Raw genomic sequence first — 21,505 nt, forward strand, 5'->3', positions numbered from 1 at the left:
ACCCGCCCGGGACCCGGCACCCGGCCGCCTCTGGTCCTGCCGCCCGGCGGGCCGGCTCCGCCCGGACCCGCCCGGCCTGCTGCGACTGCCCTCGCCGCCGATGGTGCCGCGCGTGGTGGTGTCCATGCCGATTCCCCCGATCAACCGTGCCCGGCGGCACCAGGCGGTAAGTGATGCGGGTTTTCTACGACCCCCGAACACGCTCCGCAACCGACGGCAGCCGCCACGGAACCCCCGGCCGAGGTTCACCTATCCGGGTGCCCGAACCTGCCCCCAGGGCACCCGAAACCCCCCGAGAAGGCCAGGGAAGACCCCCCGAAGCCCCTCCCGGCCCAGCCCCGAAAGGGTCACCCCCACATCACCCTCCCGGCTCACAGACTCCACCCCCAGCCCCACCCCACACCCATCACACTCGGTATCCACCAGCCAGCCCGCCGAGGCACGACCGGACGGCGGGACGGGACCGGGGAGGGCGGGGTCGCGGCGGCCCGGGACCGGGAGGGCTTGGGGCTTTCCCGTCAGTCTCATCGTCCTTCCGCGTCGGGACGGCCCGTCAAGGGCGCTCCCTTCGGTCGCGTCGCTGCGCGATGGCCTTCGGCCACCCTTGACAGACCGCCCCGCCACGAAAAGCCGAAGACTGCCGGGAAACCCCCAAAAGAACGGCACGGTCCAGAGTCGGACAACCGGCGGTGTCAGGGATGAGGCGGGGTGGTCGGGGGTCACCTCACCGCCCATCCGGCCCCTTTGAGGATGCGATCGGGACCCGAGCCCGCGCCAGATCGCTACGCGCTCCTCCCGTCTCAGCGCCCGCCGCCCGCCTGGGGCCGCTGCCCGCACCGAAGGCCGGTCAAAGAGGCCTCCGGACCCGGCAGGCGCGTCAGATCGCTACGCGCTCCCCACATCTCAGCGTCCGCAGCCTGTCTGCGGCCGCTGCGTGCGCCAAAGGACGATGAGGTCGCCCTCCGGCGCCGGTGGGCGCCCCAGATCGCTACGCGCTCCTGTTTTCGCAGCGTCCACAGCCCGTCCGGGGCTGGTACCTGCACCAAAGGACGACCGGGGCGCCCTCCGAGGCCGATGGACGCATCAGGTCGCTGCGCGCTGCCCCTTTCTCAGCCAGGACGCGGCCTCAGGCGTCGAAGTCGTACTCCAGCACGTAGGAAGCGGCATCCAGCGTCATCTCGTTGACCTCGACGGCCCGCCCGTCCCCGGCGAAGGCGGTACGGGCGATCTGGATGACGGGCGTGCCCATGGAGAGCGAAAGCCTCTCGACTTCGTCAGCCGACGGCATTCGGGACCGGATCTCCTCCCGGAAGTGGACGGGTGCGTGCCCCAGCTCGGCCAGCCTCGCGTACGTCCCTCCAGGCCCGGTGTCGGCCTGCGTGATGACGGAGTCACCAACGATGTCCGCCGGCAGGTAGGACATCGCGAAGAGGACCGGCTTGCCGTCGAGCACGAAACGGCGGCTGCGGGCCCAGACCCGAGAGCCGGCAGGAACGCCGAGCACGTCGGCGATACGGTCGCTGACGGCTTCCTCGCGCACCTCGACCTGGTCGACCACGAGCACGCGGTCCTCGGCGTCGACGGACCAGATGGACCGGCCCGAACCCCACTGTTCCTGCGCCAGCCGCTGGATGCCGCGCCGCCTCAGCGGCTTGAACTCCCGCACGAAAACACCGGCACCCTTGCGGGCGTCCGCAAGGCCTTCGTTCTGCAGCACCCCGAGGGCCTGCCGCGCGGTCATCCGGGCCACGTCGTACGTGGCCATGAGGTCGTTCTCACCCGGCAGGCGATCACCCGGCCCGTACTCTCCCGCCTGGATGGCCGCCCTCAGCGCATCCGCGATCCGCTGGTACTTCGGCTGGCGGCTACCGCCCTGGCTGGTCATCGAACCGATCACTCCTTCTCCTCTCTAGACACCCTAGGGCTACAGCTAGAGCACTGCACGCAGCAGCCTTGAGGCTCCTGCCGATCAGATCTCTAGAGATGTCTTGACGGAATGAGGTCGTATCCGCTGCAGTGAAAACATCTCTAGAGAGCTCACCGCGAGGTGTTCTCCCGAAATGAGGAGTGATGCGCATGTGCCAGAACCTCGCCGTCATGGCAGAAGACCCGTCGGTGCGCGCCAAGGCCATACACGGGCCCAGCATCGAACTCCTCGACCGCGCCCTTGCCGGGTGGGAGCGCTTCCTCGACACCTTCGAGGAGGTACCCGATGAGTGAGCAGTACGCATACGTCCCCCACCGGCTTCTCCGCCACCGCGTCCGCGACATCGCCTCCGGCGCCGAGGGCGTGCTGATGGCCGTGATCAACGAGAACGTCTCGGACTCCGCCGCATGCGAACGCTGGATGGAGCTGGCCTACATCCGGGGCGCATCCGGCCGCGAGTTCACCACTGCCGTCGACAACGTCCAGCCCGCCTATGAACAGCCCCGGACGGACCGCAGACGCCGGGACCTGGGCAGCGCGTAGCGATCTGATGCGCCCACCGGCCCCGGAGGGCGGTCCGGTCGTCCTTTGGTGCAGGCAGCAGCCACAGGCGGACTGCGGACGCCGAGACGAGAGGAGCGCGTAGCGATCTGATGCGGGCGGAGGCCCCGGAGGCGGCTGATGTCGGCCCGGATGCCCGGTCTGCCGGGCCCCGACCACCTCGCCTCATCACTGATCCCGCCGCATGCCCGCCTTGCATCCGTCCCGTTCCTTTGGGGGTTTCCCGGCAGTCTTCGGCTTTTCGTGGCGGGGCGGTCTGTCAAGGGTGGCCGAAGGCCATCGCGCAGCGACGCGACGAAGGAGCGCCCTTGACGGACCGTCCCGACGCGGAAGGACGATGAGACTGACGGGAAACCCCCAACCCCTCCCCGTACCGTCCGGCTCAGGTCCCGCCCACCCCGGTACCGATCGGCTTCTCACCGCCGCCCGGCCACGGCCCGCCGAGCCGCCGGCCCCGCACCCCGGGGAGGCGGCTGGGCAGGCACCGCCCGGCCCCCGGCCCCTCGAGGGGCGATGGCGGGCCCACGCCGTGGCCGAGGGGGCGATGGCCGGCCCGCGCCACACCCCCACACCCCGCCCCCCAACAACAACCGGGCCCGGACACCCCATGGTGTCCGGGCCCGGCCGACGGGTCTCCTGCGCGCAGGCTACTTCTTGCGGCGGCGGCCGCCCGAGGCCTTCTGGGCCTTGCGGCGCTCCGCGCGGGTCAGGCCGTCGCCGCCGCCGTTGGCGTCGTCGAAGTCGCCCTCGACCACGCCGCCCTCGCCGTCCACGGTCGGGGCGGAGAAGTGCAGGCGGTCCGGGCGCTGCGGGGCGTCCAGGCCCTTGGCGCGGATCTCCGGGCGCGCCGACGGCACCGGCTCCTTCGTCAGCGACGGGGCGGCCGCCTCGGCCGGCACCGGGAGCTCCTCGACCTGCTGCTCGACCTGGACCTCCAGGTTGAACAGGTAGCCGACGGACTCCTCCTTGATGCCCTCCATCATGGCGTTGAACATGTCGAAGCCCTCGCGCTGGTACTCGACCAGCGGGTCCTTCTGGGCCATCGCGCGCAGGCCGATGCCCTCCTGGAGGTAGTCCATCTCGTAGAGGTGCTCGCGCCACTTGCGGTCGAGGACCGACAGGACCACGCGGCGCTCCAGCTCGCGCATGACGTCCGCGCCCAGGGCCGCCTCGCGCGCCCCGTACTGCTCGTAGATGTCGTCCTTGACGGACTCGGCGATGAACTCGGCGGTGATGCCCGCGCGGTCGCCGGCGGCCTCCTCCAGCTCCTCCACCGTCACCTTGATCGGGTAGAGCTGCTTGAAGGCGCCCCACAGCCGGTCGAGGTCCCACTCCTCGGCGAAGCCCTCGACCGTCTCGGCGGCGATGTAGGCGTCGATGGTGTCGTCCATGAAGAAGCGCACCTGCTCGTGCAGGTCCTCGCCCTCCAGGACGCGGCGGCGCTCGCCGTAGATGACCTCGCGCTGGCTGTTGAGGACCTCGTCGTACTTCAGGACGTTCTTGCGGGTCTCGAAGTTCTGGGTCTCGACCTGCGACTGGGCCGACGCGATCGCGCGCGTCACCATCTTGTTCTCGATCGGGACGTCGTCCGGCACGTTGGCCATGGCCATGACGCGCTCGACCATCTGCGCCTTGAACAGGCGCATCAGGTCGTCGCCCAGCGACAGGTAGAAGCGGGACTCGCCCGGGTCGCCCTGACGGCCGGAGCGGCCGCGCAGCTGGTTGTCGATACGGCGCGACTCGTGCCGCTCGGTGCCCAGCACGTACAGGCCGCCGAGCTCCTTGACCTCCTCGAACTCCGCCTTCACGGCCGCTTCGGCCCTGGCGAGCGCGTCGGGCAGGGCGTGCGCCCACTCCTCGATGTGCTCCTCCGGGTCGAGGCCGCGCTGGCGCAGCTCCGCCTCGGCGAGGTCGTCGGGGTTGCCGCCGAGCTTGATGTCGGTACCGCGGCCGGCCATGTTCGTGGCGACCGTGACGGCGCCGCGGCGGCCGGCCTGGGCGACGATCACGGCCTCGCGCTCGTGCTGCTTGGCGTTGAGCACCTCGTGCGGGATGCCGCGCTTGGAGAGCTGCTGGGAGAGGTACTCGGACTTCTCGACCGACGTGGTGCCGACGAGGATCGGCTGGCCCTTCTCGTGCTTCTCCGCGATGTCGTCGACGACGGCGGCGAACTTGGCGACCTCGGTGCGGTAGATGAGGTCGGCCTGGTCCTTGCGCTGCATCGCGCGGTTCGTCGGGATCGGGACGACGCCCAGCTTGTAGATCTGGTGGAACTCGGCGGCCTCGGTCATGGCCGTACCGGTCATGCCGGACAGCTTGGTGTAGAGGCGGAAGAAGTTCTGGAGGGTGATCGTGGCGAGGGTCTGGTTCTCGTCCTTGATGTCCACCCCTTCCTTCGCCTCGATCGCCTGGTGCATGCCCTCGTTGTACCGGCGGCCGGCGAGGATACGGCCGGTGTGCTCGTCGACGATCATGACCTCGCCGTCGATGACGACGTAGTCCTTGTCCTTCTTGAACAGTTCCTTCGCCTTGATGGCGTTGTTCAGGTAGCCGACGAGCGGGGTGTTCACCGACTCGTAGAGGTTGTCGATGCCGAGCCAGTCCTCGACCTTGGCGACGCCGGCCTCGTGGATGCCGACGGTGCGCTTCTTCTCGTCGACCTCGTAGTCGCCGGTCTCCTCGATGCCCTTGAGCGGGTTGCCGGCCTCGCCCTTGGTCAGGCGGGTGACCAGCTTGGCGAAGTCCGCGTACCACTTCGTGGCCTGGTCGGCCGGGCCGGAGATGATCAGCGGGGTGCGGGCCTCGTCGACGAGGATGGAGTCGACCTCGTCGACCACGGCGAAGTTGTGGCCGCGCTGGACCAGCTCGTCCTTCGACCAGGCCATGTTGTCGCGCAGGTAGTCGAAGCCGAACTCGTTGTTCGTGCCGTACGTGATGTCGCAGCCGTACTGCTCGCGGCGCTGGGCGGGCGACATGTTCGCCAGGATGCAGCCGACCTCCAGGCCGAGGAACTTGTGCACCCGGCCCATCAGCTCGGAGTCGCGCTCGGCGAGGTAGTCGTTGACCGTGATCAGGTGGACGCCCAGGCCCGACAGGGCGTTCAGGTACGCCGGCAGCGTGCCGACGAGGGTCTTGCCCTCACCGGTCTTCATCTCGGCGACGTACCCGAGGTGCAGCGCGGCGCCGCCCATGATCTGGACGTCGTAGTGCCGCTGGCCCAGGACGCGCTTGGCGGCCTCGCGGACGGTCGCGAAGGCCTCGGGCAGCAGGTCGTCGAGGCTCTCGCCGTCCTGGTAGCGCTGCTTGTACTCGTCCGTGAGGGCCCGCAACTCGGCGTCGGAGAGGTTGACGAAGTCCTCTTCGATGGAGTTGACCTGGTCCGCGATGCGGTGCAGTTTGCGCAGGATCTTGCCTTCGCCTGCACGCATGAGCTTGGTGAGGACGGACACTGAGGCTGGTCTCCTTGCCGGTCGGGCCTGGGCACTTTACGTAGCCGGGCACGGCAGGTGGGCCCCACCGCAACGGCCATCGTAAGCGAGGACGTGGTCGCGTCGGGAGGTCCGCCATCGCCGCAGGGCAGCGGGCACCCGTATTGAGAACGCACGGGGGACCCGGAAGGTGCCGGTCTCCCCTCATCTGCGTCGAAAACCGCTCGTCGGCCTCCCGCACCGACCGGATAATCCGGTCATGGAACCGACCACCCTGACCACGGAGCGCCTCGTCCTGCGCCCGCACGTGCCCGCCGACGTCCCCGAGACCCACGCGGCCTGCCAGGACCCGGAGATCCAGCGCTGGATCCCGGTCCCCGTGCCGTACGGGGAGGAGGACGCGGTCGAGTACGTCACGCGGAACGCGCCCGCCCGCTGGGAGGACGGGACGGAGTACAACTTCGCCGCCCGGCTCGGCCCCGAAGGCCCTCTGGTCGCGACGCTGGGCCTGCACCCGCGCGGCGACTTCGCGTACGAGATCGGCTTCTGGGCCACCGCCGCCCACCGCGGCCGCGGCTACACCACCGAGGCCGTGCTGGCCCTGGCCCGCTGGGCCTTCACCGAGCTCGGCTGCGACCGTCTGGTCTGGCGCGCCGGCGTCGGCAACACCGCCTCCCGCGCCGTGGCCGAGAAGGCCGGCTTCACGGTCGAGGGCGTCCTGCGGGCCGGCATGGAGCACCGCGCCACCCTGCGCGACTGCTGGGTCGGCTCCCTGCTCCCCGCCGACCTGGGGCTGCCGTCCCGGCTCCCGTACCTGCCGGCGCCCGCGCGGGCCGCCGGGACCGTCGCCCGGGACCCCCGGCACCCGGCCGGAAACGGCCGCGCTGTCAGTGGCCGGCCCTAGGCTGCGGCGCATGACCACCGCCACCGCCGCCGTGTCCCTGTCCGCCGACGAGGCCCGCCGGATCGCCCTGCGCGCGCAGGGCTTCCTCGGGGCGCCCGACCGGAGGGCCGGCGTGCGCGGGGTGCTGCGGAACCTGGGCGCCGTGCAGCTGGACACCATCTCGGTCCTGGCCCGGTCGCACGAGCTGATCCCGTACGCCCGGCTCGGCGCGGTCGGCCGGGACACCGTGGAGAAGGCGTACTGGTCCGACGCCCACGCCTTCGAGTACTGGTCGCACGCGGCCTGCATCCTGCCCATCGAGGAGTGGCCGCACTTCTCCTTCCGGCGCCGCGCCCGGCGGGCCCGCGGCCACCGCTGGCACGTCCTCCAGGACAAGGAGCGCTCGACGCGGACCGTCCTGGACCGGCTGCGCGCCGACGGCCCGCTGACCTCCTCCGAGCTCGGCGGCGCCAAGAACGGCGGTGAGTGGTTCGAGTGGTCCGAGACCAAGATCGCGGTGGAGTGGCTGCTCGACACCGGCGAGGTGGTCTGCACCGAGCGGCGCGGCTGGAAGCGCGTCTACGACCTCGCCGAGCGGGCCGTGCCCGACGCCCTGTTCCACGACGACCTGGACGACCGCGAGTGCCTGCGCCGCCTGGTCGCGCTGGCCGGGCGGTCCCTCGGCGTGGGCACCCGCGCCGACATCGCCGACTACCACCGCCTCAAGGGCGAGGAGTTCGACGCGGTGGTCGCGGACTCCGGGCTGGTCCCGGTGGAGGTGGAGGGCTGGGGCAAGCCGGCCTGGGCCCATCCCGGGGCGCTGGCGTCCGCACCGCGCGGCCGCCACCGCACCACCCTGCTGTCCCCGTTCGACTCGCTCGTCTGGGACCGCCCCCGCACCGAGCGGGTCTTCGGCTTCACCCACCGCCTGGAGGCGTACGTCCCGAAGCCGAAGCGGATACACGGGTACTTCGCGATGCCGCTGCTGGCCGGCGGCCGGCTCCAGGGCCGTGTCGACCCGGCCCGCGAGGGGCGCACGCTGGTGGCCCGGCAGCTCTCCCTGACCACCCCGAAGGCGGCCGGCGCGATGGCCGAGGCCCTGTGGGAGGCCGCCCGATGGGTGGGGTGCGAGGACGTGCGCGTCGACCGGGCGGGGGACGCGCGCGAGGCCGCGGCGGTCACCGCGGAACTCGCCGCCCGGCGCGCGTAGCGCAGCGGGGTGGCCGGGGCCCGCGCCGCCGCGCCCCGTCAGGGGCGCGGTGAACTGCGCGACCGGCCGCCGACGGCCCGCACCCGGCGTCCGGCGTCCGGCGTCGCCCGCGGAGCGACACGGCTCAGCGGATCTCCAGGATCTTCTCGCGCATCGCGTAGACCACGGCTTCCATCCGGGAGTGCAGCTGGAGCTTCTCCAGGATGTTGCGGACGTGGTTCTTCACCGTGTTCTCGGAGATGAACAGCTGCTTGGCGATGTCCCGGTTGTTCATCCCGGTCGCCACCAGCTTGAGCACCTCCAGCTCCCGGTCGGTCAGCCGGGGCGCCGGCACCAGCCTGCGCTCGTCGGTGCGCTGGATCATCGACTTGAACTCGGTCAGCAGCTTCGACGCCATGGACGGGCTGATCTGCGACTGCCCGTCCGCCACGGCGCGGATCGCGGTGGCGACCTCGTCCGTGGAGATCTCCTTGAGCAGGTAGCCCGTCGCACCCGCCTTGATCGCGTCGTAGAGGTCGGCCTCCTCGTCGCTGATCGTCAGCATGATGATCTTCGCGGAGGGGGCGACCTCCTTGATCGAGGTACAGGCCTCGATCCCGCCGCGCCGCGGCATCCGGACGTCCATCAGCACGATGTCCGGAAGCAGGTCGGCGGCCTTGTCCACGGCCTCCGCACCGTCCCCGGCCTCACCGACGACCTGGATGTCCTCCTCCTGCGCGAGGACGATCTCCAGCCCGCGCCGGAACAGGGCGTGGTCGTCGACCACGAGCACCCGGATGGGCTCCCCGGCGAGCTCCCCGGCCCCGTCCCGGTCGCCGGCCTCCGCCGCGTCCACCGCACGGCAGCCGGCTCCGTCGTCACCGCGCACCGGCCCGAAGCTGTCCGCCATCGTTCCTCCCCCTGCATGTACCGGGCTGCTGGGCCAACCCGGCGGGGGCGGCCGCCGGTTGACTGCCCGCCATGATTCCATGCCCGCACGGTCACCCGCGGGTCTGGCGGAATCCCTTTGGCTCATACGAGTCATACAGGTGCCCCTGCGGAAACACCGTGGCTTCCGCAGGGGCAACGGATCCGTGATCAGCCTCCGAGCGCTCCGCCGGCACCGCCGACGGCCGGCTCCTCCGAGCTGGACGCCCCGTCGGGGTCCACGTGGATGACGCCGTAGTCGTAGGCGTGGCGCCGGTAGACGACGCTCGGCATCTTGGTCTCGGAGTCGACGAACAGGTAGAAGTCGTGGCCGACCAGTTCCATTTCGTAAAGGGCCTGGTCGAGCGACATGGGCCGGGCAGGGTGGGTCTTCTCGCGGACGATCAGCGGGCCTTCGCCCTGCACTTCGAGCGATCCGATCCGGGTGGTCGGAATTCCGTCCTCGATCTCTTCGCCGACCGGCTGGCCGCTCCCGTTGAGCGTCGCGACGCCCGGCACGCGGTCGGCGACCTCGGCCGCCGACAGCCGTCCGTTGCCGCGGCGGGTGAAACGCTTGTCGTGCTGCTTGCGCAGCCGGGCCTCCAGCTTGTCCTGAGCCAGGTCGAGGGCCGCGTACGGGTCCGCGGCGGCGGCCTCGGCTCGGATCACCGGGCCCCGCGAATGCAGGGTGATCTCCACGCGGTCGGAACGGTCGGCCTGGCGCGGGTTGTGCTCCTTGGACACCTCGACGTCCAAGCTGATCACCTTGGCGTCGAGCTTCTGGATCCGCTCCGGATTCAGCTTCTCGGCCACGTGCTTGCGGAACCGCTCGGGCACCTCGGTCTTGCGGCCCTTGACGACGATGTCCACGCAGAACTCCGTTCCCGGAGACCTTCGCCGCGAGCGGCGAACCGTCTCCCTTTCGCACCAGGCTCCGGTGAACACCGGAGCCTCGGACTTGGCGACTTTCACCTCCTCCTCCCCCATCGGCAAGATCTACATCCCACCGACTTCGGAGTAGAGACACCCCTCTGACACGAAGATTCCAAAACGGGCGGACTGGCGCTCCGATACCGGGGGGCCCAAGGATCGCCAGTTCCTCACAACCGAACATATCTCTCCATGCCGGTTGTCGGCACCCGCTACCGGAACCTACCTCCGTCGAGGTGGTTGGTCCCTCTTACTACCTGCAACGATGCGCATTCCCCAGCGGTTCCAAATCTATTCACAAGAATTTTGCTCTGTACGAGTAGTCCACCCGAGCTCTAGCATCGGGCCCGGGTGAACGATCCGGACGGCGCCGCCACCACGGCCGCCGCGTCCGCCCACAGCCCCGCCGCGCGCAGCGCCCGGGCCGCCTCCGCGAGGGTGGCCCCGGTCGTCACCACGTCGTCCACCACCACGATCCGCGCCCCCGCCACCAGCCGCACGCCGCCCGGGCGCACCTCCAGGGCCCCGGCCAGGTTCTGCTGCCGCTGCCGGGCCCCCAGCCCCGCCTGGTCCGCGACCGGCCGCCGCAGCCGCAGCACGGCCGCCACGCGCGCGGGCTCACCGGCCCCGCGCAGCCGCCGCGACGCGGCCAGGGCGATCCTGCGCGCCGCGTCGTGCCCGCGCGCCCGCACCGCCCGCCGCGCGGACGGCACCGGGACCAGCACCAGCTCCCGCGCCGCGCCGCCCGCCCCCGCCGCGCGGGGAGCGGACACGGCCGCCGCGGAGACGGCCGCCGCGAGGGCGGCGCCGAGCGGGCCGGCCAGCGGAAGGGCCCCGCGCTCCTTGTGGGCCAGGACGACCGCCCGTACCGGCCCCTCGTAACGGGCCGCCGCGTACACCGGCGGCAGCCCCTGCGGGCCCCCGTCCCGCGGCTCCGGGCGCACCGGCCCCGCGCCCGCCCCGGCCAGGGCCCCGCGGCAGGCACCGCACAGCAGCGGGCGCGCCGCCCCGCAGCCCGCGCAGTCCGAGGGCAGGACCAGCCCGGCCAGCTCCTGCCACCACCCCCGCACACGTCCACCCTGCCCGGTGTCCGGGCAGGGCGCGACCCCTGTGGACGACCCTCCTCGGGGGAGGGCCCCCGAGGCTCAGCCCGGGTACACCGGCGCGCGGCCGCCCGCCGCCGCCGTGCGCCACTGCGCGCCCGGCGGGAGCCACACGATGCCGTCCTCGGTGGAGGAGGCCACCACCGGCTTCGCCTCGTCCTCCGAGGCGGCGATCGCGCTCAGTCCGGTCGCCCCGGGCAGGCTCGCCGCGACCATCGACCCGTCGGCCAGCATGTAGCGGGCCTGGTCGACGCCGCCGCTCTCGCGGCCCACCACCAGCAGCCGGCCGCGCGGCGCCCAGCTCATCGCCGTCACCTCGGCCATCTGCGGAGCGGCCGGGCGCAGCTCGCGCACCGACACCCTGGAGGGGTCCCCCTTGCCCTCGGGCCGCTCGATCCGCCCGATGTAGAGGTTCTTGCGGCCGCCGTCGCGCTCGACGAGCAGCGCGATGCGCACGCCGTCCGCGGAGGCCTTCAGCCCGCTGATCCTCGCCCCGTCGAGTCCCGCGACGTCCACCTTCTGCGGGGTCCCGGTCCCGCCGGGCACCCGCCACAGGCCCTGGCCCTGCGGGTCGAGGTCGGAGACCCACAGGTCGCCGCGGGCGTCCCAGCTGGGGGCGGTGAGCTTGCCGCTCTTGCTGGTCAGCAGCGGCTGCGGCATCGGTCCGGCGGTGGTCATCGTGACGACGTACAGCCCGTGGCCGTCCTCGGAGACGGCCGCGGCCCGCTTCTCGTCGTAGGTCACGGCGGCCGAGCCCACCTTGAAACCGGTGGCGGTGGCCAGCGGACCGGGGGCCGGCTCCGGCTTGTCCTGCTGCTGCTCGTCGGCGCCCGCGTTGAGGACCATCCGCACGAGCCGGCCGTCCTTGTCCACGTAGTACTGGTGCTGCGGCGACGAGGGCCGGTTGGCGAGGACCGCCGCGGCCGAGCCGGTCACCCAGCACAGCGAGGACTTGCCGTCGGAGCGCAGCAGCTCGACCCGGTCCAGCCGGGAGGCCGTCAGGTCCCGGACGGTGTACAGGAGTTGGGTGGCCATCTTCTGGCACTGCGGCTGCGCGACGTTCTCCGCGGCGGCGTTGAGCGGGACGCGCAGGGTGTTCTGGCCGTCGTACGCGAGGGACTTGGTGCCCGCGCGCAGTTCGGTGCCGGTGGGGAAGGCGGTGGAGGCGACGGGGCCGAGCCACTTGGAGGGGCCGGCGAGCAGCGACTGCACCGTGAGGGTCGTGGGGTCCATCCGCGACTCGGGGTCGCTGCGCTGGCGCACGTACACGGGGTCGGCGACGAGCGTGTTGCCCGCGAAGTAGTACTTGTTGACGGGCTTGTAGATGCGCTGGAAGTCGGACTCTCCGAGGACGAGGCTGCTGGGCGGGGTGGCGATCCGCCACTGCTTGTTGACCTGGACCAGCTGGAGGTACTCCTCGTAGCGGCCGCCGCCGGTCTCCGGCTGGTAGGCGCTGCGCTCGTCGACGGTGGCGAGCTTCTTGCCGGTGACCTTCCAGCGGGGCCCGTCGGGGTCCTTCTCGCCCTGGACGGGGACGCGGTCGAGGCCGGAGGAGAGCACGGTGACGGCCGAGGAGGGCTTCCAGTTCTTGGCGGCGTCCTCGGTGAGGTACTTGCGGGCGGTGGCCAGCTGGGGGTCGTCGCCGGTCATGGCCTCCAGGAAGCCGTCGACGATCTCGGCCGGGCTGGCCTTGTCGGCCGGGGGCACGCCGAAGACCCGCACCTGGGAGTCGACCCCCTGGGAGGCCTCCACGCGCCGGATCTCGCCGCGGTCGGGCATGGAGGCGCAGCCGGCGACGAGCATCCCGACGGCCCCCAGGGCCAGGAGCGGGCGGGCGCTCCTCAGCGGGGCCGGCCGTGCCTGCCCGCGGCGGTCAGCGTCCTGCACCGTTTCCATCCTCCTGTGCTGGGCCCTGATCGGCGGGCCGGGCGACGACGCGGGCGCCGTTGCCGGGCAGCGCCGTCGGGTCGGCGGGCACCGGCAGGGCGGTGGCGACCGCCGGCCGGGGCGGTATCGGGTCGCGGTCGGCGCGCTCGGCGCGGCCGTCGGGGTGGCTGCCGGGGCCCGCGGCGGCGGTGCGTCCGGCGGCCTCGGCGGCGGCCCGGGCCCGGTTGCCCCGGGAGTCCTCGGGTTCCAGCGGGATCGGCGATCCGCGCAGCGGCTCGTCGGCGGTGCGCGGCAGGGTGAGGCGGAACTGGGAGCCGCCGCCGGGCTCGCCCCAGGCCTGGAGCCAGCCGCCGTGCAGCCGGGCGTCCTCGACGGCGATGGACAGGCCCAGGCCGGTGCCGCCGGTGGTGCGCGCCCGTGCGGGGTCGGCCCGCCAGAAGCGGTTGAAGACGCGGGTGGCCTCGCCGGGCTTGAGTCCGACGCCGTAGTCGCGGACGGCGACGGCGACGGCCCCGCCGGCCGAGGCCAGGCGGACCACGACGTCGCGGCCCTCGCCGTGCTCGACGGCGTTGACCACGAGGTTGCGCAGCACCCGCTCGACGCGCCGGGCGTCGGCCTCGGCGATGACGGGCTGGGTGTCGCCGAGGACCCGGATGCGGGTGCCCTTGTGCTCGGCGAGCGGTTCGGCGCCGTCGATGACGCGGCGGACGACGTCCCGCAGGTCGATGGGCTCGGCCTGGAGGTCGGCGGCTCCGGCGTCGAAGCGGCTGATCTCCAGCAGGTCGGCCAGGAGGGACTCGAAGCGGTCGAGCTGTCCGGCGAGGAGTTCGGCGGAGCGGGCCGTGATCGGGTCGAAGTCGACGCGGGCGTCGTGGATGACGTCGGCGGCCATGCGGACGGTCGTCAGCGGGGTGCGCAGCTCGTGCGAGACGTCCGAGACGAAGCGGCGCTGCATCCGGGACAGCTCCTCCAGCTGCTGGATCTTGTTCTGGAGGTTCTGGGCCATCTTGTTGAAGGCCTCGCCCAGGCGGGCGATGTCGTCCTCGCCGGTGACCTTCATCCGCTCCTGGAGCCGGCCGGCGGAGAGCCGCTCGGCGATCCCGGCGGCCATCCGCACGGGGGTCACGACCTGGCGCACGACGAGCCACGCGATCGCGCCGAGCAGCACGACCACGAACACACCGGCGGTGGCGATGGTGACCTTGATCAGGTTGAGGGACTCCTCCTCCTGGGTGAGCGGGAAGAGGTAGTACAGGTCGTACGGGTCGCCGTTGATGTCGGTGAGCCGCTTGCCGACGACCAGCGCGGGCTCGGGGTGCTTGCCGGTCCCGGCGGTGTACCGGATCTGCGAGAAGGTCTTGAAGGTGCCGGTGTTGTGGTTGACGGCCTTGCGCAGGTCCAGGGGGACGCTGGCGGTCGGGTCGACGTTGCCGGAGGCGCGGGCGCCCTTGACGCCCTGGCTGGTGGGGGCCTGCTCGCCGGTGCCGGCACCGAGCGCGGCCACCTCGAAGGCGGTCTGGCCGCCGCTGGCGAGCTGCTTGACGAGCGAGTTCATCCAGGTGCTGGCGTCGCGCCCGACCTTGTTGTCGGTGGCGTCGGCCCCGTCCGAGGCGGAGGGGGTGTTGGCCTTCTCCTGTGCGACCGCGAACCCTCCCGCGGCCTGGCTCTGCGCGGCCTCCTCCTTGGCGTCGAGGAGGCCCTTGCTGACCTGGGCGATGACGACGAAGCCGAGCGCGAGGACGACGGCGAGCGACATCAGGAGGGTCGCGGCGACCACCCGGAGCTGGATGTTGCGCCGCCATATGCGGACAGCCGGAAGCAGCGGCCGGCGTACGAGGCGTACGCAGAGCCGCAGCAGGGGGCCGCCGGGTGTTCCGTCCTGGAGCAGCCGGCCGCCCCGCAGGGCTCCACGGCGGGAACCGCTCCGGGCCTTGCCGGGCTGCACGTCAGCTGGGTCCGGCCTTGTAGCCGACACCACGCACCGTCACGACGATCTCGGGGCGCTCGGGGTCCTTCTCGACCTTCGAGCGCAGTCGCTGCACGTGGACGTTCACCAGGCGGGTGTCCGCCGCGTGCCGGTAGCCCCAGACCTGCTCCAGCAGCACCTCGCGGGTGAAGACCTGCCAGGGCTTGCGCGCGAGGGCGACCAGCAGGTCGAACTCGAGCGGGGTCAGGGCGATGGAGGCGCCGTCGCGCTTGACCGAGTGCCCGGCGACGTCGATGACGAGGTCACCGATGACGAGCTGCTCGGGCGCGGGCTCCTCCGAACGGCGCAGGCGCGCCCGGATGCGGGCGACCAGCTCCTTCGGCTTGAACGGCTTGACGATGTAGTCGTCGGCGCCGGACTCCAGGCCCACCACGACGTCCACCGTGTCGCTCTTGGCGGTGAGCATGACAATGGGTACGCCCGATTCCGCCCTGATCAGCCTGCACACCTCTATGCCGTCCCTCCCGGGCAGCATGAGGTCGAGCAGCACCAGGTCCGGCTTGGCCTCCCGGAAGGCAGCCAGTGCCTTGTCACCGTCCGCTACGAACGACGGCTCAAAACCTTCTCCACGCAGCACAATGCCGAGCATCTCGGCCAGCGCGGTGTCGTCGTCGACGACGAGGACGCGTCCCTTCATGGTTGACATCATCCCATTAGCTAATCGTTACCTGGCGGTGAGCTGTCCCACAGCCAAAAGGGCTGGAAATCGCCCCTCGGACCTGCGTGGCGATCAGGACGAACAGTCTGCCCCGAATCCGCGCGACAATTGAAGGGAAGAGCGGACCGGGATCCGGAGGGGGGACGGCCGGTCACGACGGGGCTCCCCCATGGCACGATGACAGCCGACCAGCGCGCCCGCCACGGCAGGTGCACGTGAAGGAGCGACGATGAACGACTCTCCGGGCTGGGCCGCGCCCGGATCCCCGTCCGACGGCCAGGGCCCCGACGCCGCTCCGCGACCGCCCGCCGAGGGCCCCGGCGCGTCCAAGTGGTCCGCGGCCCAGCCGCCGCCCGGCCAGTGGAGCAGCCCCGACGCCGGCCAGGCCCCGCCGCAGCAGCCGCAGCCGCAGCAGAACGCCGGCTGGGGCACGTACCCCACCGCGCCCGGACAGCAGCCCCCCGCCGCCCCGTACGCCTACGGGAACCCCGGCGGCGGCTGGGGCGGCCCGCCGCCCGCCGCCAAGCCCGGCGTGATCCCGCTGCGCCCGCTCGGCCTCGGCGAGATACTGGACGGCGCCGTCGGCATCCTGCGCGGCCACTGGCGCTCCGTGCTCTCCGTGAGCCTGGTCGTCGCCGCCCTGTCCCAGATCGCGCTGCTCGTCGCCCAGCGCCTCACCATGGACAGCCTCCCGACGCCCTCCACCGAGCCCGCCACCCCGGGCGAGGCCGTCCGCGCCCTGGGCGACGCCGGGCTCCTCTACGGCTTCCAGTACTACCTGGAAGTCCTCGGGCTGATCCTGGTCACCGCCCTGCTGGCCCCGACCGTCAGCCGCGCCGTCCTCGGCCAGACCTCCACCCTCGGCAGCACCCTCAAGGCCGTGCGCCCGCTGGCCCCGCGCATGCTCGGCCTCACCGGCCTGCTGCTCCTGGGCGCCCTCGCCGCCGGCCTGCTCCCGGCCCTGCCCGGCATCCTGCTCGGCAGCGCCGCCCTGGCCGCCCTCGGCGTACCCGTCGGGCTCGTGCTCCTGGCCTGGTTCTACGTGACCTTCGCGCTGGCCCCGCCCGCGCTGATGCTGGAACGGGGCACGCCCGTCGCCGCCCTCAGGCGCTCCGCCAAGCTGGTCAAGGGCGCGTGGTGGCGCGTCTTCGGCATCAGCCTGCTGACCTGGGTCATCCGCACCATCACCTCCACGGTGATCGTCATGCCCTTCGCCGCCGTCGCCATGGCCCTGGCCCCCGGCGGCCTCAGCGGCTTCCTGGACGGCTCCGCCACCCGCGACTGGACCGTCCTGATCATCACCGGGATCGGCGCCGTCGTCGGCGCCACGGTCACCGTCCCGATGCAGACGGGCGTCACCACCCTCCTCTACGTCGACCAGCGCATCCGCCGCGAGGCGCTCGACCTGGAGCTCGCCCGCGCCGCCGGCGTCGAGGGCTACGGCAGCACCAGCACACCGGCCCCCACCGGAGGCTGACGCGCCGCATGAGCACGGGGGGACTCATCACCATCGCCGGCGGCGACGCGCCACCGGTCACCACCGGACGCGAAGCCGCCCGCGAGGCGGCCGAACGCGAGCTGGCCAAGCCCATCTACCACCAGGACGAGCCGGGGCTCTTCCAGCGCGCCCTGGACCGCTTCTGGGAGTGGCTGGGCGAGTTCTTCGACCGCGCCGCGGGGGCCACCCCCGGCGGCGGCCTCGGCCTGCTCGCCATCGCCCTGGTCGTCGTCCTGGCCGCCGCCGCCCTGTGGTGGCGCCTGGGCAAGCCCGGCCGGACCGCCCGCGGCGGCGGCACCCTCTTCGACGAGGGCCCGCGCAGCGCCGCCGACCACCGCGCGGCCGCCGACGCCCACGCCGCCGCCGGCCGCTGGAACGACGCCGTCCGCGAGCGCATGCGGGCCGTCGTCCGCTCCCTGGAGGAACGCACCCTCCTCGACCCCCGCCCCGGCCGCACCGCCGACGAGGCCGCCGCAGAAGCCGCACGCTCCCTCCCCGGCCACGCCGACGGCCTCCGCGCCGCCGCCCGCGCCTTCGACGACGTCACGTACGGCGGCCGCACCGCCGACCCCGACACCTACGCCCGCCTGCGCACCCTCGACCTCACCCTGGAGCGCACCCGGCCGACCTTGACGGAACCCACCCCATGACCGGCCACCCCCCGACCCCCGAACCCGGCCCCACCACGCCCCCGGCACCCACCGGCACGCCGACACCCGCCGAAGCCACGCCCGCAACCGGCCCGACCCCGGCCGACCCCCCACCCACCGCCGCCCCGGCGCACCCGGCACAGGCGCCCGCCACGCCCACCCCCGAGCAGGGCCGCCGCGCACAGCGGACCACCGCCCCCGCCGGAGGCCGCGGCGGGCGGGCCGCCACCTCCACCGCACTCACCCCCGCCCAGCTGTGGACCCGGGCCCGCGGGCTGCTGCTCGCGCTCGCGGTGCTCCTCGTCGCCGCCGTCGCCCTCGCCGGACTCCGGGCCGGCGACCACCACGGCCGCCTCGACCCCCGCTCCGCCGACCGCGACGGCAGCCGCGCCCTCGCCCAGCTCCTGAAGCAACGCGGCGTCACCACCCGCGTCGTCACCAACGCCGAAGAGGCCGCCGCGGCCGCAGGCCCCCGCACCACCCTCCTCGTCACCGACCCCGACCTCCTCGGCGCACCCCAGCGCCGCGCCGTCCGCTCCGCCATCGACCTCTCCGGCGGCCGCACCGTCCTCGTCGCCCCCACCGGCACCGCCCTCGCCGAACTGGCCCCCGCCGCCCGCACCAAGGGCTTCGCCCACCAGCGCGACCTCGACCCCGGCTGCGCCCTGCCCACCGCCACCACCGCCGGCCGTGCCGCCACCGGCGACGGGCTCCGCTACACCACCGCCCTCCCGGGAGCCGCCGGCTGCTACCCCAGCGACGGCCACCCCACCCTCCTCGTCCTGCCCAGCACCACCCGGGGCGGCGACACCGTCCTCCTCGGCTCCGAACGCATCCTCCTCAACCGGCGCCTCACCGAGGAGGGCAACGCCTCCCTCGCGCTCCAACTCCTCGGCTCCCGCCCCGAAGTCGTCTGGTACCTGCCCACCCCCGCCGACATGCCCGCCGACGGCGCCGCCGAGGAGAAGTCCCTCCTCGACCTCGTCCCGTCCGGCTGGTACTGGGCCCTGCTCCAGCTCTTCGCGGCCGCCGCCCTCGCCGCCCTCTGGCGCGCCCGCCGCCTCGGCCCCCTCGTCACCGAGGACCTGCCCGTCGCCATCCGCGCCTCCGAGACCACTGAGGGCCGCGCCCGCCTCTACCGCCGGGCCGCCGCCCGCGACCGCGCCGCCACCGTGCTGCGCGCCGCCTCACGCGAACGCCTCGCCGCGCTGGTCGGCGTACCGCCCGCACAGGCCCACGACCCGGAGACCCTGACCTCCGCCGTCTCCGCCCGCCTGCCCGGCACCGGACGCGACGTCACCACCCTTCTCTTCGGCCCCACTCCCGCCGACGACGCGGCACTCGTCGCGCTCGCCGACCACCTCGACGCCCTCGAAAGAGAGGTCCGCACCTCATGACGGCCACCACGGACAGCGCCCGCTCCTCCCTGGAAGCGCTCCGCACCGAGATCGGAAAGGCCGTGGTCGGCCAGGACTCCGCCGTCACCGGTCTCGTCGTCGCACTCCTGTGCCGAGGCCACGTCCTCCTCGAAGGCGTCCCCGGCGTCGCCAAGACCCTCCTGGTCCGCGCCCTCGCGGCCTCCCTCGAACTCGACACCAAGCGCGTCCAGTTCACCCCCGACCTGATGCCCAGTGACGTGACGGGCTCTCTGGTCTACGACGCCCGCACCGCCGAGTTCTCCTTCCAGGACGGCCCGGTCTTCACCAACCTCCTCCTCGCCGACGAGATCAACCGCACGCCCCCCAAGACCCAGTCCTCCCTCCTGGAGGCCATGGAGGAGCGCCAGGTCACCGTCGACGGCACCCCCCGCAGGCTCCCCGAGCCCTTCCTCGTCGCCGCCACCATGAACCCCGTCGAGTACGAGGGCACGTACCCGCTCCCCGAAGCCCAGCTCGACCGCTTCCTCCTCAAGCTCAACGTCCCCCTCCCCTCCCGCGAGGACGAGATCGGCGTCCTGACCCGGCACGCCGCCGGCTTCAACCCCCGCGACCTGCACGCCGCCGGCATCCGCCCGGTCGCCGGCGCCAAGGAACTCGAAGCCGCCCGCGAGGCGATCACCCACGTCACCGTCTCCCCCGAGATCACCGGCTACGTCGTCGACATCTGCCGCGCCACCCGCGAATCGCCCTCCCTCACCCTCGGCGTCTCCCCGCGCGGCGCCACCGCCCTGCTGGCCACCTCCCGCGCCTGGGCCTGGCTCACCGGCCGCGACTACGTCACCCCCGACGACGTGAAGGCCCTGGCCCTGCCGACCCTGCGCCACCGCGTCCAGCTCCGCCCGGAAGCCGAGATGGAGGGCGTCAGCGCCGACTCCGTCATCTCGGCGATCCTCACCCACGTCCCCGTCCCCCGCTGATGGCCCTCACCGGACGCGCCGCCCTCCTGGCGGCCCTCGGCAGCCTGCCCGTCGGCCTCCTCGAACCGAGCTGGACGGGCCTCCTCGCCGTCAACGGCACCCTCGGCCTGGCCTGCGCCGTCGACTACGCCCTCGCAGCGCCCGTCCGCACCCTGCGGCTGGCCCGCTCGGGGGACACCTCGGTCCGCCTCGGCGAGAGCGCCGACGTGCACCTCACCCTCACCAACCCCGGTACCCGACGGCTCCGCGCCCGCGTCCGCGACGCCTGGCCCCCCAGCAGCTGGCAGGCCGGCACCGAAACCGCCGCCTCCCGCCACGAGGTCACCGTCCCCGCCGGGGAACGCCGCCGCCTCACCACCCGCCTGCGCCCCACCCGGCGCGGCGACCGCAGGGCCGACCGCGTCACCATCCGCTCGTACGGGCCCCTGGGCCTCCTCACCCGCCAGGGCTCGCACACCGTCCCCTGGACGGTCCGCGTCCTGCCTCCGTTCACCAGCCGCAAGCACCTCCCGTCCCGCCTCGCGCGCCTGCGCGAACTGGACGGCCGCACCAGCGTCCTGACGCGCGGTGAGGGCACCGAGTTCGACAGCCTGCGCGACTACGTCCCCGGCGACGACACCCGCTCGATCGACTGGCGGGCCACCGCCCGCCGGCAGGGGGTGGCCGTCCGCACCTGGCGCCCGGAGCGCGACCGGCACATCCTCATCTGCCTGGACACCGGCCGCACCTCGGCCGGACGCGTCGGCGACGCCCCCCGCCTGGACTCCGCCATGGACGCCGCCCTGCTCCTCGCCGCCCTCGCGACCCGCGCCGGCGACCGCGTGGACCTCCTGGCCCACGACCGCCGCACCCGCGCCCTGGTCCAGGGCCGGGCGGCCGCGGACGTCCTCCCGGCGTTCGTGACCACGATGGCCGGCCTCGAACCGGAACTGGTCGAGACGGACTCCCGCACCCTGGTCTCCACCATCCTCCGCAGCGCCCCGCGCCGCTCCCTGGTGGTCCTCCTGACGAGCCTGGACGCGGCCCCGGTGGAAGAGGGCCTGCTCCCGCTCCTCCCGCGCCTCACCCAGCGCCACACCGTGGTCGTCGCCTCGGTGGCCGACCCGCACATCGCGTCGATGGCCGCCTCCCGGGGCTCCGTGGACGCGGTCTACGAGGCGGCCGCCGCGACCCAGACCCAGTCCCAGCGCCGCCGCACGGCGGACCAGCTCTCCCGCCACGGCGTCCACGTCGTCGACGCCACCCCCGACGCCCTGGCCCCGTCCCTGGCGGACACCTACCTGGCCCTCAAGGCAGCGGGCCGCCTGTAGTCCTCCCTCGCCGGGCTGGTCGGTACCCGCCAGCACCGGGGCCGTCCGGCTCCGGTGTCCTGCCCGTAAACGCAGAAAAGCCCCGCACCAGAAGGTGCGGGGCTTTCCCACAATGATTGTTCGGCGGCGTCCTACTCTCCCACAGGGTCCCCCCTGCAGTACCATCGGCGCTGAAAGGCTTAGCTTCCGGGTTCGGAATGTAACCGGGCGT

Annotated in this window: 17 protein-coding genes and 1 rRNA gene; 9 read left to right on the forward strand and 9 right to left on the reverse strand. The window is 73.1% G+C overall.

Going from position 1 to position 21,505, the window contains the following annotated elements; genetic code table 11:
• Positions 1 to 1,126: 1,126 nt before the first annotated feature.
• Positions 1,127 to 1,885 (reverse strand): GntR family transcriptional regulator, encoded by a 759-nt coding sequence (locus AB0469_RS17530; RefSeq protein WP_366452268.1) that lies wholly within the window; start codon positions 1,883 to 1,885, stop codon positions 1,127 to 1,129.
• Positions 1,886 to 2,076: 191 nt separating this feature from the next.
• On the opposite strand from AB0469_RS17530, the gene AB0469_RS17535 reads away from it, so the two are divergent.
• Together AB0469_RS17535 and AB0469_RS17540 are read left to right on the forward strand one after the other, a co-directional pair.
• Positions 2,077 to 2,220: a hypothetical protein gene (locus AB0469_RS17535; protein WP_366452269.1), complete on the forward strand. Its 144-nt coding sequence runs from the start codon at positions 2,077 to 2,079 to the stop codon at positions 2,218 to 2,220.
• A complete protein-coding gene (locus AB0469_RS17540) occupies positions 2,213 to 2,470 on the forward strand; it encodes a hypothetical protein (RefSeq protein WP_366452270.1) in 258 nt (85 codons plus the stop codon). The genes AB0469_RS17535 and AB0469_RS17540 overlap by 8 nt, the downstream gene beginning before the upstream one ends.
• A 665-nt stretch (positions 2,471 to 3,135) precedes the next feature.
• Here the strand turns inward: AB0469_RS17540 and secA are convergent.
• A complete protein-coding gene (secA, locus tag AB0469_RS17545; protein ID WP_366452272.1) occupies positions 3,136 to 5,937 on the reverse strand; it encodes a preprotein translocase subunit SecA in 2,802 nt (933 codons plus the stop codon).
• Positions 5,938 to 6,175: 238 nt separating this feature from the next.
• Between secA and AB0469_RS17550 the strand changes: the two genes are divergently transcribed.
• The gene (locus tag AB0469_RS17550; protein ID WP_366452273.1) at positions 6,176 to 6,820 is read left to right on the forward strand and encodes a GNAT family N-acetyltransferase; all 645 of its coding nucleotides are present in this window, start codon (positions 6,176 to 6,178) and stop codon (positions 6,818 to 6,820) included.
• A gap of 10 nt (positions 6,821 to 6,830) precedes the next feature.
• Positions 6,831 to 8,009 carry a crosslink repair DNA glycosylase YcaQ family protein gene (locus AB0469_RS17555; protein ID WP_366452275.1) on the forward strand — a complete coding sequence of 393 codons (1,179 nt, stop codon included), beginning with the start codon at positions 6,831 to 6,833 and terminating at the stop codon, positions 8,007 to 8,009.
• A 124-nt stretch (positions 8,010 to 8,133) separates the two neighbouring features.
• On the opposite strand, the gene AB0469_RS17560 is transcribed toward AB0469_RS17555, so the two are convergent.
• The 6 genes from AB0469_RS17560 to mtrA form a co-directional block, all read right to left on the reverse strand.
• On the reverse strand, positions 8,134 to 8,898 hold the full coding sequence (locus AB0469_RS17560; protein WP_366452277.1) for a response regulator transcription factor: 765 nt from the start codon (positions 8,896 to 8,898) through the stop codon (positions 8,134 to 8,136).
• A gap of 188 nt (positions 8,899 to 9,086) precedes the next feature.
• Positions 9,087 to 9,785, reverse strand: a complete 699-nt coding sequence (raiA, locus tag AB0469_RS17565) for a ribosome-associated translation inhibitor RaiA (protein ID WP_366452278.1) — start codon at positions 9,783 to 9,785, stop codon at positions 9,087 to 9,089.
• Between the two features lie 395 nt (positions 9,786 to 10,180).
• A complete protein-coding gene (locus AB0469_RS17570; RefSeq protein ID WP_366452279.1) occupies positions 10,181 to 10,915 on the reverse strand; it encodes a phosphoribosyltransferase family protein in 735 nt (244 codons plus the stop codon).
• Between the two features lie 75 nt (positions 10,916 to 10,990).
• The gene (locus AB0469_RS17575) at positions 10,991 to 12,835 is read right to left on the reverse strand and encodes an LpqB family beta-propeller domain-containing protein (RefSeq protein ID WP_366452280.1); all 1,845 of its coding nucleotides are present in this window, start codon (positions 12,833 to 12,835) and stop codon (positions 10,991 to 10,993) included.
• Positions 12,822 to 14,780 carry an MtrAB system histidine kinase MtrB gene (gene mtrB / locus AB0469_RS17580; protein WP_366452281.1) on the reverse strand — a complete coding sequence of 653 codons (1,959 nt, stop codon included), beginning with the start codon at positions 14,778 to 14,780 and terminating at the stop codon, positions 12,822 to 12,824. The genes AB0469_RS17575 and mtrB overlap by 14 nt, the downstream gene beginning before the upstream one ends.
• Before the next feature lies 1 nt (position 14,781).
• Entirely contained in the window at positions 14,782 to 15,471 is a 690-nt protein-coding gene (mtrA, locus tag AB0469_RS17585; RefSeq protein WP_007264442.1) for a two-component system response regulator MtrA, read from the reverse strand.
• 238 nt (positions 15,472 to 15,709) lie between these two features.
• Between mtrA and AB0469_RS17590 the strand changes: the two genes are divergently transcribed.
• The 5 genes from AB0469_RS17590 to AB0469_RS17610 are packed head-to-tail and all read left to right on the forward strand — an operon-like array spanning position 15,710 to position 21,294.
• Complete coding sequence (locus AB0469_RS17590; RefSeq protein WP_366452282.1) at positions 15,710 to 16,957, forward strand: hypothetical protein; 1,248 nt, start codon at positions 15,710 to 15,712, stop codon at positions 16,955 to 16,957.
• 8 nt (positions 16,958 to 16,965) lie between these two features.
• Positions 16,966 to 17,628: a DUF4129 domain-containing protein gene (locus AB0469_RS17595; RefSeq protein WP_366452283.1), complete on the forward strand. Its 663-nt coding sequence runs from the start codon at positions 16,966 to 16,968 to the stop codon at positions 17,626 to 17,628.
• Positions 17,625 to 19,025, forward strand: coding sequence for a DUF4350 domain-containing protein (locus tag AB0469_RS17600; RefSeq protein WP_366452285.1), 1,401 nt, complete (start codon positions 17,625 to 17,627; stop codon positions 19,023 to 19,025). The genes AB0469_RS17595 and AB0469_RS17600 overlap by 4 nt, the downstream gene beginning before the upstream one ends.
• Positions 19,022 to 19,984, forward strand: coding sequence for a MoxR family ATPase (locus AB0469_RS17605; RefSeq protein WP_366452286.1), 963 nt, complete (start codon positions 19,022 to 19,024; stop codon positions 19,982 to 19,984). The genes AB0469_RS17600 and AB0469_RS17605 overlap by 4 nt, the downstream gene beginning before the upstream one ends.
• The gene (locus tag AB0469_RS17610) at positions 19,984 to 21,294 is read left to right on the forward strand and encodes a DUF58 domain-containing protein (protein WP_366452288.1); all 1,311 of its coding nucleotides are present in this window, start codon (positions 19,984 to 19,986) and stop codon (positions 21,292 to 21,294) included. The genes AB0469_RS17605 and AB0469_RS17610 overlap by 1 nt, the downstream gene beginning before the upstream one ends.
• 118 nt (positions 21,295 to 21,412) lie before the next feature.
• On the opposite strand, the gene rrf is transcribed toward AB0469_RS17610, so the two are convergent.
• Positions 21,413 to 21,505, reverse strand: a 5S ribosomal RNA gene (gene rrf, locus AB0469_RS17615); the annotation flags it as partial.

Origin of the sequence: Streptomyces sp. NPDC093801 (assembly GCF_040701585.1) — a bacterium.
In the GTDB taxonomy this organism is placed as follows: Bacteria; Actinomycetota; Actinomycetes; order Streptomycetales; family Streptomycetaceae; genus Streptomyces.

Bases quoted from the DNA above. Each gene is read 5' to 3' on its own strand.
- AB0469_RS17530 (WP_366452268.1), bottom strand. From the start codon at position 1,885: ATGACCAGCCAGGGCGGTAGCCGCCAGCCGAAGTACCAGCGGATCGCG.
- AB0469_RS17535 (WP_366452269.1), top strand. From the start codon at position 2,077: ATGTGCCAGAACCTCGCCGTCATGGCAGAAGACCCGTCGGTGCGCGCC.
- AB0469_RS17540 (WP_366452270.1), top strand. From the start codon at position 2,213: ATGAGTGAGCAGTACGCATACGTCCCCCACCGGCTTCTCCGCCACCGC.
- AB0469_RS17550 (WP_366452273.1), top strand. From the start codon at position 6,176: ATGGAACCGACCACCCTGACCACGGAGCGCCTCGTCCTGCGCCCGCAC.
- AB0469_RS17555 (WP_366452275.1), top strand. From the start codon at position 6,831: ATGACCACCGCCACCGCCGCCGTGTCCCTGTCCGCCGACGAGGCCCGC.
- AB0469_RS17560 (WP_366452277.1), bottom strand. From the start codon at position 8,898: ATGGCGGACAGCTTCGGGCCGGTGCGCGGTGACGACGGAGCCGGCTGC.
- mtrA (WP_007264442.1), bottom strand. From the start codon at position 15,471: ATGATGTCAACCATGAAGGGACGCGTCCTCGTCGTCGACGACGACACC.
- AB0469_RS17590 (WP_366452282.1), top strand. From the start codon at position 15,710: ATGAACGACTCTCCGGGCTGGGCCGCGCCCGGATCCCCGTCCGACGGC.
- AB0469_RS17595 (WP_366452283.1), top strand. From the start codon at position 16,966: ATGAGCACGGGGGGACTCATCACCATCGCCGGCGGCGACGCGCCACCG.
- AB0469_RS17600 (WP_366452285.1), top strand. From the start codon at position 17,625: ATGACCGGCCACCCCCCGACCCCCGAACCCGGCCCCACCACGCCCCCG.
- AB0469_RS17605 (WP_366452286.1), top strand. From the start codon at position 19,022: ATGACGGCCACCACGGACAGCGCCCGCTCCTCCCTGGAAGCGCTCCGC.
- AB0469_RS17610 (WP_366452288.1), top strand. From the start codon at position 19,984: ATGGCCCTCACCGGACGCGCCGCCCTCCTGGCGGCCCTCGGCAGCCTG.